The following is a 14947-nucleotide window of genomic DNA, read 5'->3' as shown; positions in this document are numbered from 1 at the left end:
CCGTGCTTCACGTCGCCTGTGCGTCGCGCCTCCCGTGCTTCACGTCGCCCGTGCGTCGCGCCACCCGTGCGTTGCGCCGCCCGTGCGTCACGAGTGCGACGGCTGCGGAGTCACGGCAGGTCACCGGTGGTTCGAGGCGGCTCTGGTCGCCGGGGCCGCGCCAGGGCGGGGCGGGCGAGCCGCGTTCAGACCGCGGCACCGAGCATGCGCAGGACCAGGATGCCGTAGCGGCGGCCGAGTTCCTCCGGGGTCTCGGTGCTGCGCTCGCTGTACCAGCGGGAGACGTCGATGCCGAGCGAGGTGACCGCGCGGGCGGCGGTGCGGACGTCGGGGACCGTGAAGGCGCCGGTGGCGACGCCGGCCTCGATGATGCGGCGGACGGTCTCCTCGATCCGGCGGCGCAGCTCGGCGACGACGGCGAAGTCCTCCTCCGGCAGGGCGTGCAGTTCGTGGTTGACGATCCGTCCGACGGTGTGGCCGCGGGCGTGCCAGGTGGTGAACTCCTCCGCCAGGTTGCGCATCTGCTCGACCGGGCCGCCGCCGCCCGCCGCCGCCCGCTCGACCAGGTCGAGGGTGGCCTGGTGGCCGGTCCGGCTGATCTCGGAGAGCAGGGCGGCCTTCGAGGAGTAGTGGATGTAGAGCGCGGCGGGGCTCATCCCGGCGGCGGTGGCGATGTCGCGGGTGGTGGTGGCGTGGTAGCCGCGCCGGGCGAAGGAGTCCACGGCGGCGAGCAGCAGTCGCCGGGCGGCCTCGGTGCGCCCGCCTGCCGGTACTCCGAGGTGATCGCCCGGCAGGGGAACGGCGGCTGCCTGATCGGTCATGGTGCAATCCTCGCAGATGGGCCTGGTGACCCCGGCCGGCCGGGGTCTTCCGGGGTGCTTCCCGTGGTTGACAGTGTCGCGCGTGCCCAACATGCTAAGCAAGCGCTTAGTCAGATGCGCAGACCGCTTAGTCGGACGGCATGGCCCGACGCCCTGCCGCTGTCGAGAGGACCGGCGATGTCTCCCTCGTTCAAGGGCCGGGTGGCCGTGGTCACCGGAGCCAGCCGGGGCATCGGCCTCGGCATCGCGCGCACGCTGGTGGAGCGTGGCGCGAAGGTCTGCATCACCGCCCGCAACCCCGAACCGCTCGCCGAGGCCGTCCGCGACCTCGGCGGCCCCGAGAACGTCATCGCCGTCGCCGGCAAGGCGGACGACCCGGCCCACCAGGAGGAGGCGGTCGAGCGCACCGTCGAGTCCTTCGGACGGCTCGACTACCTGGTGAACAACACCGGCATCAACCCGGTGTTCGGCTCGATCCTGGACGTCGAGCCGAACACCGCCGCCAAGATCCTCGGCGTCAACGTGCTGGCCCCGCTCGCCTGGACCCGGCTCGCCCGCGCCGCCTGGATGGGCGAGAACGGCGGCGCGATCGTCAACATCGCCTCCACCGCGGGCATCCGCAGCTCGGTCGGGATCGGCATGTACGGCGTCAGCAAGGCCGCGCTGATCCGGCTCACCACCGAACTCGCCGCCGAACTCGGCCCCGGTATCCGGGTGAACGCCGTCGCGCCCGCGGTGGTGAAGACCAGGTTCGCCGAGGCCCTCTACGACGGCCGCGAGGAGGAGGTGGCCCGCGCCTACCCGCTCGGCAGGCTCGGCCTGCCCGAGGACGTCGCCGGAGCCGTCGCCTTCCTGCTCTCCGAGGAGGCCGGCTGGATCACCGGGCAGACCCTGGTGCTGGACGGCGGCCTCACCCTCGGCGGTGGGATGTGAGCAGCCCCCTGGCCGGTCAGGGCGTGGTCGTCACCGGCGCCGGACACGGCATCGGGGCCGCCCTCGCCGAGGCCTTCGCCGCCGAGGGCGCCCGGGTGGTGGTCAACGACCTGGACGCCGAGGCCGCCGGACAGGTCGCGGCCAGGATCGGCGGCATCCCCGTACCGGGCGACGCCGCCGCGGCCGAGGGCGTTGCCGCGCTGATCACCGCCGCCCGCACGGCGCTCGGCCGGATCGACGTCTACTGCGCCAACGCGGGAGTCGCCCCGGCCGGCGGCGCCGACGCCTCACCCCTCGCCTGGGCCGGCGCCTGGGAGGTCAACGTGATGGCCCACGTCCGCGCGGCCGAACTGCTGCTCCCCGACTGGCTGGAACGCGGCGAGGGCCGCTTCGTCGCCACCGTCTCCGCCGCCGGGCTGCTCACCATGCTCGGCTCCGCCCCGTACGCCGTCAGCAAGCACGGTGCCCTCGCCTTCGCAGAGTGGCTCGCGGCCAGCTACCGCCACCGGGGTCTGCGGGTGCACGCCGTCTGCCCGCAAGGCGTACGGACCAGGATGCTCGCCGACTGCGGGCCGGCCGGGCAGGCGCTGCTCGCCGAGTCCGCGCTCGAACCGGCGGATGTGGCGGCCGCGGTGCTGCGCGGCATCGAGTCGGAGACCTTCCTGGTCCTGCCGCACCCCGAGGTCGCCCGGTACTACGCGGCCCGGGCCGGTGACCCCGACCGCTGGCTCGACGCTATGAACCGGCTTCAGCAGCGCCTCGACGACCACGTGGACGAGAAGGGACGAGAGCGATGAGGGCTTGGCAGGTCGGCGCACTCGGTGAACCGAAGGACGTCATGGAGCTGCACCGGGACGTCCCGAAACCCGAGCCGGACGCGGGCCGGTTGCTGGTCAGGGTGCGGGCGGCGGCGGTGAACTTCCCGGACGCGCTGATGTGCCGGGGCCACTACCAGGTGCGCCCGCCGCTGCCGTTCACCCCGGGAGTGGAGCTCTGCGGCGAGGTGGTCGGCGGACCGCGGGCGGGGGAGCGCCTGATCGGCACGCCGCTGCTGCCCGCCGGCGCCTTCGCGGAGTACGCGCTGATGGCCGCCGACAGCGTCTTCCCGGCACCCGCCGCGCTGGACGACGCCGAGGCGGCGGCGCTCCACATCGGTTACCAGACGGCCTGGTTCGGTCTGCACCGCCGGGCCGGGCTGCGCGCGGGGGAGACCCTGCTGGTGCACGCGGCGGCAGGCGGGGTCGGCAGCGCGGCGGTCCAGCTCGGCAAGGCGGCCGGGGCCACCGTGATCGGGGTCGTCGGCGGGCCCCGAAAGGCCGTGCGGGCCCGGGAGCTGGGAGCCGACCTGGTGATCGACCGGCGGGCGGAGGACTTCGTCGCGGTGGTCAAGGAGGCCACCGGCGGGCGCGGTGCCGATGTCGTCTTCGACCCGGTCGGCGGCGACGCCTACACCGGCTCCACCAGATGCGTCGCCTTCGAGGGCCGCATCCTGGTGGTCGGTTTCGCCGGCGGCGGCATCCCGAGCCCGGGCCTGAACCACGCGCTGGTGAAGAACTACTCGATCCTCGGGCTGCACTGGGGGCTGTACAACACCAGGGACCCGGAGGCGGTCCGGGCGGCGCACGCCGAGCTCACCGAGCTCGCCGCCAAGGGAGTGGTACGGCCGCTGGTGAGTGAACGGCTGCCGTTCGACCGTGCCGCCGAGGGAGTCCAGCGCGTGGCGGACGGCGACTCCGTCGGCCGGATCGCCGTCCTCACCTGAGCCCGGCCGGCAACAGGGCCCGCGGCGACGCCACGCTCCCTGTTGCCGAACCTCGGGGCGCGGGGAGCGCGGAACCGGCACGCCGCCGCCGCGCTCCCCGCGCCCGTCCGCTGTCCTCAGCCCACCGGGCCGGGCAGGTCGACCAGGGCGGCCAGCGCGTTGCGGTGGAACCCCGGTGTGCCGAGCGCGAGTTGGTCGGCCTTGGCCCGCTTCAGGTACAGGTGCGCCGGGTGCTCCCAGGTCATCCCGATGCCGCCGTGCAGCTGGACGCACTCCTCGGCCGCCCGCACCGCCAGCGCCCCGCAGTGCGCCTGTGCGACCGCGACCGCCACCGCCGTGTCCCGGCTGCCGCAGGCCAGCGCGTCGGCCGCGTACCGCGCCGCCGCCCGGGCCCCCACCGTCTCCAGCCACAGGTCGGCCAGCCGGTGCTTGAGGGCCTGGAACGAGCCGAGCGCGCGCCCGAACTGCCGCCGCTCCCTGAGATACGCGACCGTGGTCTCCAGGCACCACTCGGCGATGCCCAGCTGCTCCGAGGCCAGCAGCCCGGCCCCGGTCAGCAGCGCCCGCTCCAGCACCGCGGCCGCCGTGTCCGCCCCCGCCAGCCTCCGTCCGGACACGCCGTGCAGGGCCACGTCGGCCAACTGCCGGGTGAGGTCCAGCGACGTCCGCCGGACCACCCCGGCCCCGGGCGCGTCCGCCTCGACCGCGTACAGGCCGGGACCGTCCGCGCCCACCGCCGGAACCAGCAGCAGCGCGGCCGGCAGCGCATCGGCCACCGAGGTGACCCGCCCGGTCAAGGTGCCGTCCGCACCGACCCGCACCCCGTCGGGGAACGCGCCGCCGGGCGGCGTCGAGAACGGCACCGCCAGCGCCGCCACCCGTCCGTCCGCGGTCAGCCCCGACAGCAGCTCACCCGCACCGCAGGCCAGCAGCACCGAGGTCGCCAGCACCGCACTCCCCAGGAAGGGCACCGGTGCCGCCCCGCGCCCCAGCTCCTCCAGCACCACGGCGGTCTCGCGCAGCGAGGCCCCCGCGCCGCCGAACTCCTCGGGCACCTGGAGTCCGGCCACTCCCAGCTCGGTCACCAGCCGCCGCCAGAGCGCGAGGTCGTACGGCTCGGGGCCCTCGCACCGGGCCAGGACGGCACTGGGCGGGCAGTGGCCGGCCAGCAGATCCCGTACCGTGGAGCGGAGTTCGTCCTCGATCTCCGAGTACAGCAGATCCGGCGAGGTCATCGGGACAGCTCCTTCCAGGGCAGGTCCTTGTCGGTGCGCGGCTCGGCGGGCAGGCCGAGCACCCGCTCGGCGATGATGTTGCGCAGGATCTCGCTGGTGCCGCCCTCGATCGAGTTGCCCTTCGCCCGCAGGTAGCGGTACCCGGCCTCGCGGCCGGTGAAGTCGACGATCTCCGGCCGGGTCATGGTCCAGTCGTCGTACGACAGGCCCTCCTCGCCGAGGAGCTCGACCTCCAGGCCGCTGAGCTCCTGGGCCAGCCGGGCGAAGGCCAGCTTCATCGCCGCGCCCTCGGGTCCGGGCTGGCCGAGCGCCAGCTGCTGGCGCAGCCGCTCGCCGGTCAGCCGGATCACCTCGGCCTCCACCCAGCCCTTCAGCAGCCGCTGGTGGAGCTCATGGGTGCGCGCCTCGGGCCGTCGGCGCCAGGCCCCGGCCACCACACCGATCATGCCGCCCTCGCGTGGGGTGGCCTGGCCGCCGATCGCGACCCGCTCGTTGTTGAGGGTGGTCTGCGCGACCTGCCAGCCCTCGCCGACGGCGCCGAGGCGGTGGGCGTCGGGGATCCGTACGCCGGTGAGGAAGACCTCGTTGAACTCGGCCTCCCCGGTGATCTGGCGCAGCGGCCGGACCTCGACCCCGGGGTCGGTCATGTCGCAGACGAAGTAGGTGATGCCCCGGTGCTTGGGCACGTCGGGGTCGGTGCGGGCGAGCAGGATCGCCCAGCGGGCGGTGTGCGCGCTGGAGGTCCAGACCTTCTGCCCGTCCACCACCCAGTCGTCGCCGTCACGGACCGCCCGGGTGGCGAGCGCGGCCAGGTCGGAACCGGCACCGGGCTCGCTGAACAGCTGGCACCACACCTCCTCACCGGTCCACAGCGGCCGCAGGAAGCGGGACTTCTGCTCCTCGGTGCCGTAGCGCAGGATGGTCGGCGCGGCCATGCCGAGCCCGATCCCGATCCGGCGCGGATCGTTGTCCGGTGCGCCCGCCGCCGCCAACTCGGCGTCCACCACGGCTTGTTGGGCGCGCGGTGCGCCGAGTCCGCCCAGCCCGACCGGGAAGTGCACCCAGGCGAGCCCGGCGTCGAAGCGGGCCCGCAGGAAGTCCAGGCGCCCGGTGGCGGCGGGATCGTGTGCCGCCAGCAGCGCGTCGATCCGTGCCCTGATGTCCGTCTCCACGTCAGCTCACTCCCTCTCCGGTGACCGGTCTCACGCGTGGCGCGCCAGCTCGCGCCGGGCCAGCGAGCGCTTGTGCACCTCGTCGGGCCCGTCCGCCAGCCGTAGGGTCCGGATGCCGGCCCAGAGCTGGGCCAGCGGGGTGTCCTGGCCGACCCCGGCGGCGCCGTGGGTCTGGACCGCCTTGTCCAGGATCCACTCGACCGCGGCCGGTACGGCGATCTTGATGGCCTGGATCTCGGTGTGCGCACCCCGGTTGCCGACCGTGTCCATCAGCCAGGCGGTCTTCAGTACCAGCAACCGGGCCTGCTCGATGCGCACCCGGGACTCGGCGATCCAGTCCCGGACCACTCCCTGCGCGGCCAGCGGCCTGCCGAAGGCGACCCGCTCGTTCGCCCGGCGGCACATCAGCTCCAGTGCCCGCTCGGCGACTCCGATCGCCCGCATGCAGTGGTGGATCCGCCCGGGGCCGAGCCGGGCCTGTGCGATGGCGAAGCCCGAACCGGGCTCGCCGATCAGGTTGGCGGCGGGCACCCGGACGTTCTCGAACAGGATCTCGGCGTGCCCGCCGTGGTCGGAGTCCTGGTACCCGAAGACCGTCATCCCGCGTTTGACGGTCACCCCGGGGGTGTCGCGCGGCACCAGGATCATGCTCTGCTGCCGGCGGGTCTCGGCGGTGGGGTCGGTCTTGCCCATCACGATGAAGATCCGGCACTCGGGGTTCATCGCCCCGGTGATGTACCACTTGCGGCCGTTGACGACGTACTCGTCACCGTCGCGCTCGATCCGGGTGGTGATGTTGGTGGCGTCGGAGGACGCCACCTCGGGCTCGGTCATCGCGAAGGCCGACCGGATCTCGCCGGCGAGCAGCGGCTCCAGCCACTGCTTCCGCTGGGCCTCGTCGCCGAACTGGGCCAGCAGTTCCATGTTCCCGGTGTCCGGTGCGGCGCAGTTGAGTGCGGCCGGTGCGAGCAGGACGCTCCGGCCGGTGAGCTCCGCCAGCGGCGCGTACTGGAGGTTGGTCAGTCCGGCGCCCAACTCCCCTGGCAGGAACAGGTTCCAGAGCCCGCGCGACCTCGCCTGGGCCTGCAGCTCGCCGATCACCGGCGGGGCGGTCCACGGCGCACGGTCCGGGTCGGCGAGCTGGGCGGCCAGCACGGGTTCGGCGGGGTAGACGAACTCGTCCATGAAGGTGCCGAGTTGCCCGAGCAGCTGCTCGGTCCTGGCGTCGTACGAGAAGTCCATGGTCACCGCTCCTTCAGCGAGGTGAGGCCGAAACGCACGAACAGGGGCACCAGTTCGCCCACCCGGTCGAAGCCCGCGCCGACCGTGCCGCCCCGGGTGTAGCGGTAGTGGATGCCCTCCAGCACCACGGCCAGCTTGAACGAGGCGAAGCCGACGTACCAGCCGAGCGCGGACACGTCCCGTCCGGAGCCGGTGGCGTAGCGGTCGACCAGCCGGGTGGTGCCGGGGAAGCCCTCGGCGAGGGCCGCGCCGGGCAGGATCCCGTCGTAGCGGCGGGCGAGTTCGGTGTACATCACCAGCAGCCCGAGGTCGGTGAGCGGGTCGCCGACGGTGGACATCTCCCAGTCCAGTACCGCGGTGATCCGGTCGTCCGGGCCGACCAGGACGTTGTCCAGACGGTAGTCGCCGTGCACCAGGGCGGGCTCGGGTGAGGCCGGGAGGGTCTTGGCCAGCTGCTCGTGCAGTTCGTCGACGCCGGCCACCTCGCGGCTTCGGGAGGCGTCCAACTGCTTTCCCCAGCGCCGCAGTTGCCGCTCCAGGAAGCCCGCAGGGCGGCCGAAGTCCGCGAGTCCCACGGCGGTGGGGTCCACGGCGTGCAGGTCGACCAGGGTGTCCACCAGGTGCAGCCCGAGCGCGTGCACCCGCTGCGGCCCGAGCGCGGTGAGCGCCGCCGCGTCCCGGTGCGGGGTGCCCGGCACGTACCGCATCAGATAGAACGGCGCGCCGATCACCGACTCGTCCTGGACCAGCAGCAGCGGCCGCGGCACCGGCACCCGGGTGGGGTGGAGTGCGGACAGCACCCGGTGCTCGCGCGCCATGTCGTGCGCGGTGGCCAGGACATGGCCGAGTGGCGGGCGGCGCAGCACCCAGCGGGTGGAGCCGTCCTCCAGCAGGTAGGTGAGGTTGGACCTGCCGCCCTCGAACAGCCGGGCGCGCAGCGGTCCGCGGACGGTACCGGGCAGCTCGGTGTCGAGGTGCTCGCGCAGCCGCGCGAGGTCGAGGCCGGGTGGAGTCTCGGGGGTATCGCTCATCTGGACTACCTCGTCTGGGTGGCAGGGGTGGGGACTGAGGCGGCGGCGGTGGGAGGCCGAACTACTGACTAAGCGCTTGCTTAGCATCACGGTGCCCGCACCGAACTGTCAACGGTCGACGGGGCGGTCGGTTCTCGCCGGTCTTCCCGTCCGGAGGCGTGGCGGTCGGTGTTCGGGTGCCGGGGTTTCGCGGCGCACAGCGGACCGCCCCGGGTGGTCATCACCCGGGGCGGTCCCGACAGGACGCGTGAGGCTGCGGTCTCAGCCGCCGTTGACCTTCTTGGCGATCCGGTCGCCCAGGTCCTTGTCGACGTTGCGCCAGTACTCCAGCGCCCGGGCCAGCACGGGTGCCGAGACCCCGTCCAGCAGGTGCCCGCTGATGTTGGAGACCAGGCGGTCGCGTGCGGCGTCGTCCAGCACCTTCCGCACCATGGTGCCCGCCTGCCCCCAGTCGTCGTCCTCCCGGTGCAGCGGCGACGCCTCGCGGACCATCTGGCCCTCCACCTCCCAGCCGAGCGGCGCGCCCCACAGGTCGGTCCGGGCGTCCGGGCCGCCGTACGAGTTGGGCGCGTACGGCCGTGCGGCCCTGGAGGGATCGAAGCGCATCGGGCCGTCCTTGGCGTAGGAGTGCACGGGGACGTGCGAGCGGTTCGGCGGCAGCTGGGCGTAGTTGGGGCCGATCCGGTACCGGTGGGTGTCCGGGTAGGAGAAGATCCGGCCGAGCAGCATCTTGTCGGGGGAGACGCCCACACCGGGCACCAGGTTGGAGGGCTCGAAGGCGGCCTGCTCGATGTGGACGAAGTAGTCCTCCGGATTGCGGTCGAGGGTCATCCGGCCGACCTCGATCAGCGGGTAGTCGCCGTGCGGCCACACCTTGGTCAGATCGAAGGGGTTGAAGCGGTAGTCCCACGCATCGTCGAAGGGCATGATCTGCACGTAGAGCGTCCAGGAGGGGTGGTTGCCGCTCTCGATCGCCTCGTACAGGTCGCGGCGGTGGCAGTCCGCGTCCTGCCCGGCCATCAGGTCGGCCTCTTCCTGGGTGTAGAAGTCGATGCCCTGGTCGGTCTTGAAGTGGTACTTCACCCAGAACCGCTGGCCGCCGGCGTTGACCCAGCTGTAGGTGTGCGAGCCGTAGCCGTTCATGTTGCGGTAGGTCCTGGGGATCCCCCGGTCGCCCATCAGCCAGGTGACCATGTGGGCGGACTCGGGGGAGAGCGTCCAGAAGTCCCACTGCATGTCGTTGTCCCGCAGCCCGTTGTCCGGGCGGCGCTTCTGCGAGCGGATGAAGTCCTGGAACTTGATGGTGTCCCGGACGAAGAAGACGGGGGTGTTGTTGCCGACCAGGTCGTAGTTTCCCTGGTCGGTGTAGAACTTCAGCGCGAAGCCGCGCGGGTCGCGCCAGGTGTCGGGGGAGCCCTGCTCACCCGCGACGGTGGAGAAACGGGCCAGCATCTCGGTCCTCTTACCGGGCTGGAAGACCGATGCCTTGGTGAACTGGCTGACGTCGTTGGTGACCTGGAAGAAGCCGTAGGCGCCGGAACCCTTGGCGTGCACCACCCGTTCGGGTACCCGTTCCCGGTTGAACTGGGCCATCTTCTCGATCAGGTAGTGGTCGTGCAGCAGGATCGGGCCGGCCGCTCCCACGGTCAGCGAGTCGGTGTCGCTCTCGACGGGGACGCCGGCGTTGTTGGTGGTGTACGGGGTGCTTGCTTCGGACATGGTGGAGGGGCCTCCTCGCGGTGCAGGCCTGCCGGCTGCAGGCGTGCCGGGTGCGGGCGCCGACGGGGCCGGTGGCGGCTCCCGCTGCGGCCGCTTCCACTTGAGCACCGACCGGCCGCTCCCACAACCGCAGCAGGCCCGGTCATGGGCCGGGGGACGGCCGGCCGACGCGCCCCGGCCCGGCCGGGGCCCTCCCGCAGGAGGGTCCCGACCGGGCCCGGGAAGGGGGCCGATGACCGGTGGCCGTGATCAGTGGCCGCCCTCGTCGACGACCTCGACGTCCGAGATGTTCTGCTCGATCGCCTCGGCGGGCAGTGCGACGCGGATCGCCCACTGGTAGATCGCCAGGGAGAACGCGGCGACCAGCGCCATGTCCCACCACATCGGGATGTTGCCGGTGCCGTCACCGAAACCGCCCTGCCAGGAGATGACACCGAGGCCCAGCAGGTAGACCGGCAGCCACTGGGCGGGCTTCCAGTCCAGACGCGGGGCGTTCGGCAGGCCCTTCCTGGTGGCGTACACGGCGTAGGAGCCGAGCAGCAGGTAGCCGATCACGATGGCGGCACCCAGGCGGGCCAGGGTGGTCCAGCCGGTCCAGTAGATGATCAGGCTGGCGACCACGAAGGACAGCGGGGAGATGATCTCGCCGAAGGGCAGGCGGTAGGAGCGCTCGCGGTCCGGCAGCCGGCGGCGCAGCGCACCGAAGGCCAGCGGGGCACCCGCGTACATCAGCACGCTGGCGGAGGTGATGAAGCCGACCAGCTCCTGCCAGCTCGGGAAGGGCAGGAAGCAGATCACACCGGTGACGAAGGAGATGATCAGGCCGAACCACGGCACACCGCGCTTGTCGACCTTCTCGAAGAGCTGCGGCGCGTAGCCGTTGCGGCTCAGGCCGTAGGAGATGCGCGAGGTGGAGGTGGTGTAGATCAGGCCGGTGCCGCCGGGGGAGACGATGGCGTCGAAGTACAGCACCCCGGCGAGCCAGCCGAGGCCCACGACGGTGGCGAGGCCGGCGAAGGGGCCGCTGATGCCCGGGAAGTCCAGGTGCGCCCAGCCGTTGGCGAAGGCGGAGACCGGGAGGGCGCCGATGAAGACGACCTGCAGCAGGGTGTAGATCAGGGTGCCGATGGCCACCGAGCCGAGCACCGCGCGGGGGATGTCCCGCTTGGGGTTCCGGCTCTCACCGGCCAGCTGGATCGCCTGCTCGAAGCCGAGCAGGGCGAAGATGATGCCGCTGGTGCTGATCGCGGCGAGCATGCCCTTGGGGCCGAAGGGCATGAAGCCGTGCGAGGTGAAGTTGCTGCCGTGGAAGTGGGTGGCGGCGAGCACGAAGATCGTGAACAGCGGGACGAAGATCTTCAGCCAGGTGGCGACGGAGTTGGTGTGCGAGAGCACCCGGACACCGAGGAAGTTCACCGCGACGAAGACGCCCATCAGGATCACCGCGACCGTGAAGCCGCTTGCGGTGAGGGTGCCGTTGGCGTTCAGGAATCCCTTGGCGAAGTCCCAGTGACCGGCGTAGCCGATCATCGCCTCGACCTCGATCGGAGCCACGGTGGCCGCCTGCAGCCAGGAGAACCAGCCGAAGGACATGCCGGCCAGACCGCCGAAGGCGTAGTGGGGGTAGCGGGCGGTGCCGCCGGCGACGGGGAAGAGCCCACCCAGCTCGGCGTGGACGAAGGCGAGGAGGACGATCGCCACGGCGCCTATGCCCCAGGAGACGACCGCGGCGGGGCCGGCTGCGACCACGGCGTTCTTGGCGCCGTAGAGCCATCCGGATCCGATGATCGAACCGACGGAGGCCCAGAGCAGCCCGATCAGGCCGACGTCGCGGCGCAGCGAGCGGCCGCCGGATCCGGCGGGAGACCCGGTCGGAGGCGCTGCGGACTGGGCAAGCTGTTGGACATTTGCCATGGGGGAGATGCCTCTCGGGTGATGGCAGGGGGTGAGAGTTGCCCAAGGCTAGGCGGGCCGGAATCCCCGAGAACAGCCCATGATTCCGAATAGTTATATTCGAAAGCCGTGCCGTGGGTGAATGCCGGATGAATCCGGGCGTCAATCAACGTGCCAGTGCCGGGAGTTGTGGACTTGCGGAGCCGGGCGGCAGGCCGAGATTTGAGGATTACTTGAGACTAGCCCTGGCCTGCGCGGACGCTCCGCTGATTGCATACCGATGGGGGAATTCAGCCTGGGAATCGGAGGTATGAAACGGCCCTGTAGGGCGCTTTTGAATAGGCCTATACTGCGTCGGCCTGTTACGCCTCAGTATGCGAGCGTCCGGGCGCCGCGGCTACTCGGCCGGTGGTGGCCCCGAAATCTCCACAGAACCTTCGGAATTCGCGGCATCGCCCGGCGAGAGCGGCTCGGGTGCCGGTTCGCCGGGGCCGGGCAGGGGCTCTTCGGGAGGGGGAACGGGCTCCGCGGACCAGACCGTGCGGTCGCCACCGCGCCAGCCGACCAGATCCGGGTCGTCCAGATCGGGCTCGTCGACCCCGGCTCGCCGGATGAACTCGGCCACGTCCAGCTCGCCGTACGCCTTGCCGACCAGCCGTCCGTAGATCTCCACACGGCGGTAGGGCCGCGCGCCCCGGGTCGGTGGGCGCACGACCACGGGCGGGGTGAAAATATCCCCCTTCGCTGGCCGGTGCGACTCGTCCATGACTTCAGTGTCGCTCTTGCGGGCAGGAGCCCAGGAACCGGACGCCACCCGCTCCGGGCACGGCCCTACTGCCGGTCGGTCTTAGCCGGTCAGGACTCGCGGGTGACCTGGTGGGCGGGCTTGTCCTCGCGCAGACCGAGGTAGCGCGGGTGGCGCAGCCGGCCGTCGCGGGTCCACCCGGTGAAGGCGACCTGGGCGACCAGTTCCGGCCGGACCCAGTGGGCGGTGCGCTCGGGTACCGGTTCGGCGAACGGGGAGGCGGGCTGGGCCAGGGCGTCGAGGGCGGCCCGCAGCCGGTGCAGGGTGGCGGTGTCGAAGCCGGTGCCCACCTTGCCCGCGTAGTGCAGCCGGCCGTCGGAGAAGTGGCCCAGCAGCAGGGCGCCGAAGCCGACCCGGCTGCCCGCCGGGGCGGTGAAACCGCCGATCACCAGTTCCTGCGCGGCCGAGCACTTGAGCTTGAGCCAGTCCGTCGAGCGCCGCTGCACATAGCGGCTGTCCGCGCGTTTGGCGATCAGGCCCTCCCAGCCCCGGGCGCAGACCTCCGCGAGCGGTGCCGGGCCGTCGCCGTTGCGGTGGACGGTGAAGCGCAGCGGCCCGCCGTAGCGGATCGCCTGCCGCAGCAGCTTCTTGCGCGAGCGCAGCGGCAGCCGGGTGGTGTCGTACCCCTCCAGGTGCAGCAGGTCGAAGAGGTAGTACGTGACCTCCACCCCGGTCGCCCTGGCCCGGCGGGCGTCACGCAGCTGCATCCGGCGCTGGAGCAGCTCGAAACTGGTCACACCGTGGTCGAGGGCGACGATCTCGCCGTCCACCACGAAGCGCTGGACGGGCTGCGCGGCCAGCGCGGCGACCAGTTCGGGGTAACCGTCCTGCAGTGCCTTGCCGTTGCGGCTGACCAGCCGGATCCGGTCGCCGTCGCGGTAGGCGAGCGCGCGGACCCCGTCCAGCTTCCGTTCCAGGATCCAGCCGGCGTCGAACTCCCGGCGGGTGCTGGTGCCGGCCAGCATCGGGCTGAGCGACTCGGGCAGGGGCCCCGGTCCGGCGGATGTGCTCATCCTTCCAGGGTGCGCCGGTCGGCCCGCCGGCCCCAGCCCCGTTCGTCCGCCCGGCCGACGCCCGCCCGACGCCCGGCCGGCTCCGGGACGACTGGCCGATCGGCCGGGTGGGACGGACCATGGACACCGGCGAATCGCGGGGCGCCGGTGAGGCATGAGCCGTTGGCGGCGAGCGCGGACGGCAGACCGAGGAGGCCCGTCATGGCCAGGCCGATCTGGACCGGCACCCTGAGCTTCGGGCTGGTCGCCGTCCCGGTGGCGCTGTACGCGGCGACCGAGGACCACTCGCCGCACTTCCGCCAGCTGGAGCGCGGCACCTTTGACCGGGTGCGCAACCTGCGGGTCAACGAGCGCACCGGCAAGGAGGTCGCGTACGGGGACGTCGTCAAGGGCTACGAGGTCGCCGAGGGCGAGTACGTCGTCTTCGAGCCCTCCGAGCTGGAGGAGCTCTCCCCCGGGCGCTCCCGGTCGATCGAGATCAGCGGCTTCGTCCGGCTCCAGCAGGTGGACCCGGTCTTCTTCGACCGGACGTACTACCTGGGTCCGCGCGGCAAGGAGTACGCCAACGTGTACGGCCTGCTGCTGCGGGCGATGACCGAGACCGGACGGGCCGGCCTGGCCACCTTCGCGATGCGCGGGAAGCAGTACCTGGCGGCGGTACGGCCGGAGGAGGACCTGCTGGTGCTGCAGACCATGCACTACGCGGACGAGGTCCGCGACCCGCACCGGGAGGTGGACAACCTGCCCGGTGAGGTCGCACCGCGCGAGAAGGAGCTGTCCACCGCCTGCCAGCTGATCGAGGCCCTCAGCGTCGACTGGGAGCCGGACGCCTACCACGACACCTTCGGCGAGCAGGTCCGCGAACTGGTCGAGGCCAAGCTCGGCGGACGGGAGACGGTGGCCGCCGCCCCGGCGCCGGAGTCCACCAACGTGGTGGACCTGATGGACGTCCTCCAGCGCAGCCTGCGGCAGGCCGGCGCAGGGCCCGGGGGCGGCGGTGGCACCGGGGAGGCGGAGGCCGGGAGCGGGAAGGGGACCGCGCGCGGCAAGGGGACCACGGGCCGGAAGGAGGCCGGCGCACGGCCCGAGGCCTCCGGGGCGCGGAAGGCGCGGAAGACCGCCGGCGGCCCCGATCTGGCGGCGCTCAGCAAGGCCGAGCTGTACCGGATGGCGACCGAGCAGGGCGTCCAGGGCCGCTCCGGTATGACCCGGGACGAGCTCCAGCACGCCCTGGAGCCCGCCGCCCGCCCCAAACGGCGCTTGCGCGCGGTCTCCTGAGCGGCCGCGCGGAGCGCGCTGTCCGCCGGGCACGAGGGCCATT

Annotated in this window: 13 protein-coding genes; 4 read left to right on the top strand and 9 right to left on the bottom strand. The window is 72.4% G+C overall.

Annotation, left to right across the window (positions count from 1 at the left end; all coding sequences use genetic code 11):
* Positions 1-185: 185 nt before the first annotated feature.
* The gene (locus tag ACSMTC_RS08370; protein ID WP_436559017.1) at positions 186-821 is read right to left on the bottom strand and encodes a TetR/AcrR family transcriptional regulator; all 636 of its coding nucleotides are present in this window, start codon (positions 819-821) and stop codon (positions 186-188) included.
* A 177-nt stretch (positions 822-998) separates the two neighbouring features.
* Here ACSMTC_RS08370 and ACSMTC_RS08365 point away from each other — a divergent pair, with 177 nt between their 5' ends.
* From ACSMTC_RS08365 to ACSMTC_RS08355, 3 genes are read left to right on the top strand one after another with little or no spacing between them, the layout of a single operon-like run.
* Positions 999-1754, top strand: coding sequence for an SDR family oxidoreductase (locus tag ACSMTC_RS08365; protein WP_436559016.1), 756 nt, complete (start codon positions 999-1001; stop codon positions 1752-1754).
* Positions 1751-2551 carry an SDR family oxidoreductase gene (locus ACSMTC_RS08360; protein ID WP_436559015.1) on the top strand — a complete coding sequence of 267 codons (801 nt, stop codon included), beginning with the start codon at positions 1751-1753 and terminating at the stop codon, positions 2549-2551. Before ACSMTC_RS08365 ends, ACSMTC_RS08360 begins: the two co-directional genes overlap by 4 nt.
* Positions 2548-3516 carry an NADPH:quinone oxidoreductase family protein gene (locus ACSMTC_RS08355; protein WP_436559014.1) on the top strand — a complete coding sequence of 323 codons (969 nt, stop codon included), beginning with the start codon at positions 2548-2550 and terminating at the stop codon, positions 3514-3516. The genes ACSMTC_RS08360 and ACSMTC_RS08355 overlap by 4 nt, the downstream gene beginning before the upstream one ends.
* Positions 3517-3632: 116 nt before the next feature.
* On the opposite strand, the gene ACSMTC_RS08350 is transcribed toward ACSMTC_RS08355, so the two are convergent.
* The 8 genes from ACSMTC_RS08350 to ligD form a co-directional block, all read right to left on the bottom strand.
* Complete coding sequence (locus ACSMTC_RS08350; RefSeq protein ID WP_436559013.1) at positions 3633-4751, bottom strand: acyl-CoA dehydrogenase family protein; 1119 nt, start codon at positions 4749-4751, stop codon at positions 3633-3635.
* Positions 4748-5923, bottom strand: coding sequence for an acyl-CoA dehydrogenase family protein (locus ACSMTC_RS08345; protein ID WP_436559012.1), 1176 nt, complete (start codon positions 5921-5923; stop codon positions 4748-4750). Before ACSMTC_RS08345 ends, ACSMTC_RS08350 begins: the two co-directional genes overlap by 4 nt.
* A gap of 30 nt (positions 5924-5953) precedes the next feature.
* Positions 5954-7165, bottom strand: a complete 1212-nt coding sequence (locus ACSMTC_RS08340; protein ID WP_436559011.1) for an acyl-CoA dehydrogenase family protein — start codon at positions 7163-7165, stop codon at positions 5954-5956.
* A 2-nt stretch (positions 7166-7167) separates the two neighbouring features.
* Positions 7168-8196, bottom strand: a complete 1029-nt coding sequence (locus ACSMTC_RS08335; RefSeq protein WP_436559010.1) for a phosphotransferase family protein — start codon at positions 8194-8196, stop codon at positions 7168-7170.
* Between the two features lie 261 nt (positions 8197-8457).
* Positions 8458-9915, bottom strand: a complete 1458-nt coding sequence (locus ACSMTC_RS08330) for a catalase (protein WP_436559009.1) — start codon at positions 9913-9915, stop codon at positions 8458-8460.
* A 249-nt stretch (positions 9916-10164) separates the two neighbouring features.
* Positions 10165-11829, bottom strand: coding sequence for an APC family permease (locus tag ACSMTC_RS08325; protein WP_436559008.1), 1665 nt, complete (start codon positions 11827-11829; stop codon positions 10165-10167).
* Between the two features lie 376 nt (positions 11830-12205).
* Positions 12206-12574 carry a hypothetical protein gene (locus ACSMTC_RS08320; protein WP_436559007.1) on the bottom strand — a complete coding sequence of 123 codons (369 nt, stop codon included), beginning with the start codon at positions 12572-12574 and terminating at the stop codon, positions 12206-12208.
* Between the two features lie 89 nt (positions 12575-12663).
* Positions 12664-13626, bottom strand: coding sequence for a non-homologous end-joining DNA ligase (gene ligD, locus ACSMTC_RS08315; RefSeq protein ID WP_436559006.1), 963 nt, complete (start codon positions 13624-13626; stop codon positions 12664-12666).
* Between the two features lie 201 nt (positions 13627-13827).
* Here ligD and ku point away from each other — a divergent pair, with 201 nt between their 5' ends.
* Entirely contained in the window at positions 13828-14904 is a 1077-nt protein-coding gene (gene ku, locus ACSMTC_RS08310) for a non-homologous end joining protein Ku (RefSeq protein ID WP_436559005.1), read from the top strand.
* Positions 14905-14947: the final 43 nt, after the last annotated feature.

It is taken from the genome of Kitasatospora sp. HPM-01-4 (assembly GCF_051374625.1).
Classification (GTDB): Bacteria; Actinomycetota; Actinomycetes; order Streptomycetales; family Streptomycetaceae; genus Kitasatospora.
The sequence above is the reverse complement of the archived record's forward strand: the minus strand, read 5'-3'. Positions and strand labels throughout refer to the sequence as shown.

Coding starts and splice junctions, on each gene's coding strand:
- ACSMTC_RS08350 (WP_436559013.1), bottom strand. CDS start 4,751: ATGACCTCGCCGGATCTGCTGTACTCGGAGATCGAGGACGAACTCCGC.
- ACSMTC_RS08340 (WP_436559011.1), bottom strand. CDS start 7,165: ATGGACTTCTCGTACGACGCCAGGACCGAGCAGCTGCTCGGGCAACTC.
- ACSMTC_RS08320 (WP_436559007.1), bottom strand. CDS start 12,574: ATGGACGAGTCGCACCGGCCAGCGAAGGGGGATATTTTCACCCCGCCC.
- ACSMTC_RS08365 (WP_436559016.1), top strand. CDS start 999: ATGTCTCCCTCGTTCAAGGGCCGGGTGGCCGTGGTCACCGGAGCCAGC.
- ACSMTC_RS08370 (WP_436559017.1), bottom strand. CDS start 821: ATGACCGATCAGGCAGCCGCCGTTCCCCTGCCGGGCGATCACCTCGGA.
- ligD (WP_436559006.1), bottom strand. CDS start 13,626: ATGAGCACATCCGCCGGACCGGGGCCCCTGCCCGAGTCGCTCAGCCCG.
- ACSMTC_RS08325 (WP_436559008.1), bottom strand. CDS start 11,829: ATGGCAAATGTCCAACAGCTTGCCCAGTCCGCAGCGCCTCCGACCGGG.
- ACSMTC_RS08330 (WP_436559009.1), bottom strand. CDS start 9,915: ATGTCCGAAGCAAGCACCCCGTACACCACCAACAACGCCGGCGTCCCC.
- ku (WP_436559005.1), top strand. CDS start 13,828: ATGGCCAGGCCGATCTGGACCGGCACCCTGAGCTTCGGGCTGGTCGCC.
- ACSMTC_RS08355 (WP_436559014.1), top strand. CDS start 2,548: ATGAGGGCTTGGCAGGTCGGCGCACTCGGTGAACCGAAGGACGTCATG.
- ACSMTC_RS08335 (WP_436559010.1), bottom strand. CDS start 8,196: ATGAGCGATACCCCCGAGACTCCACCCGGCCTCGACCTCGCGCGGCTG.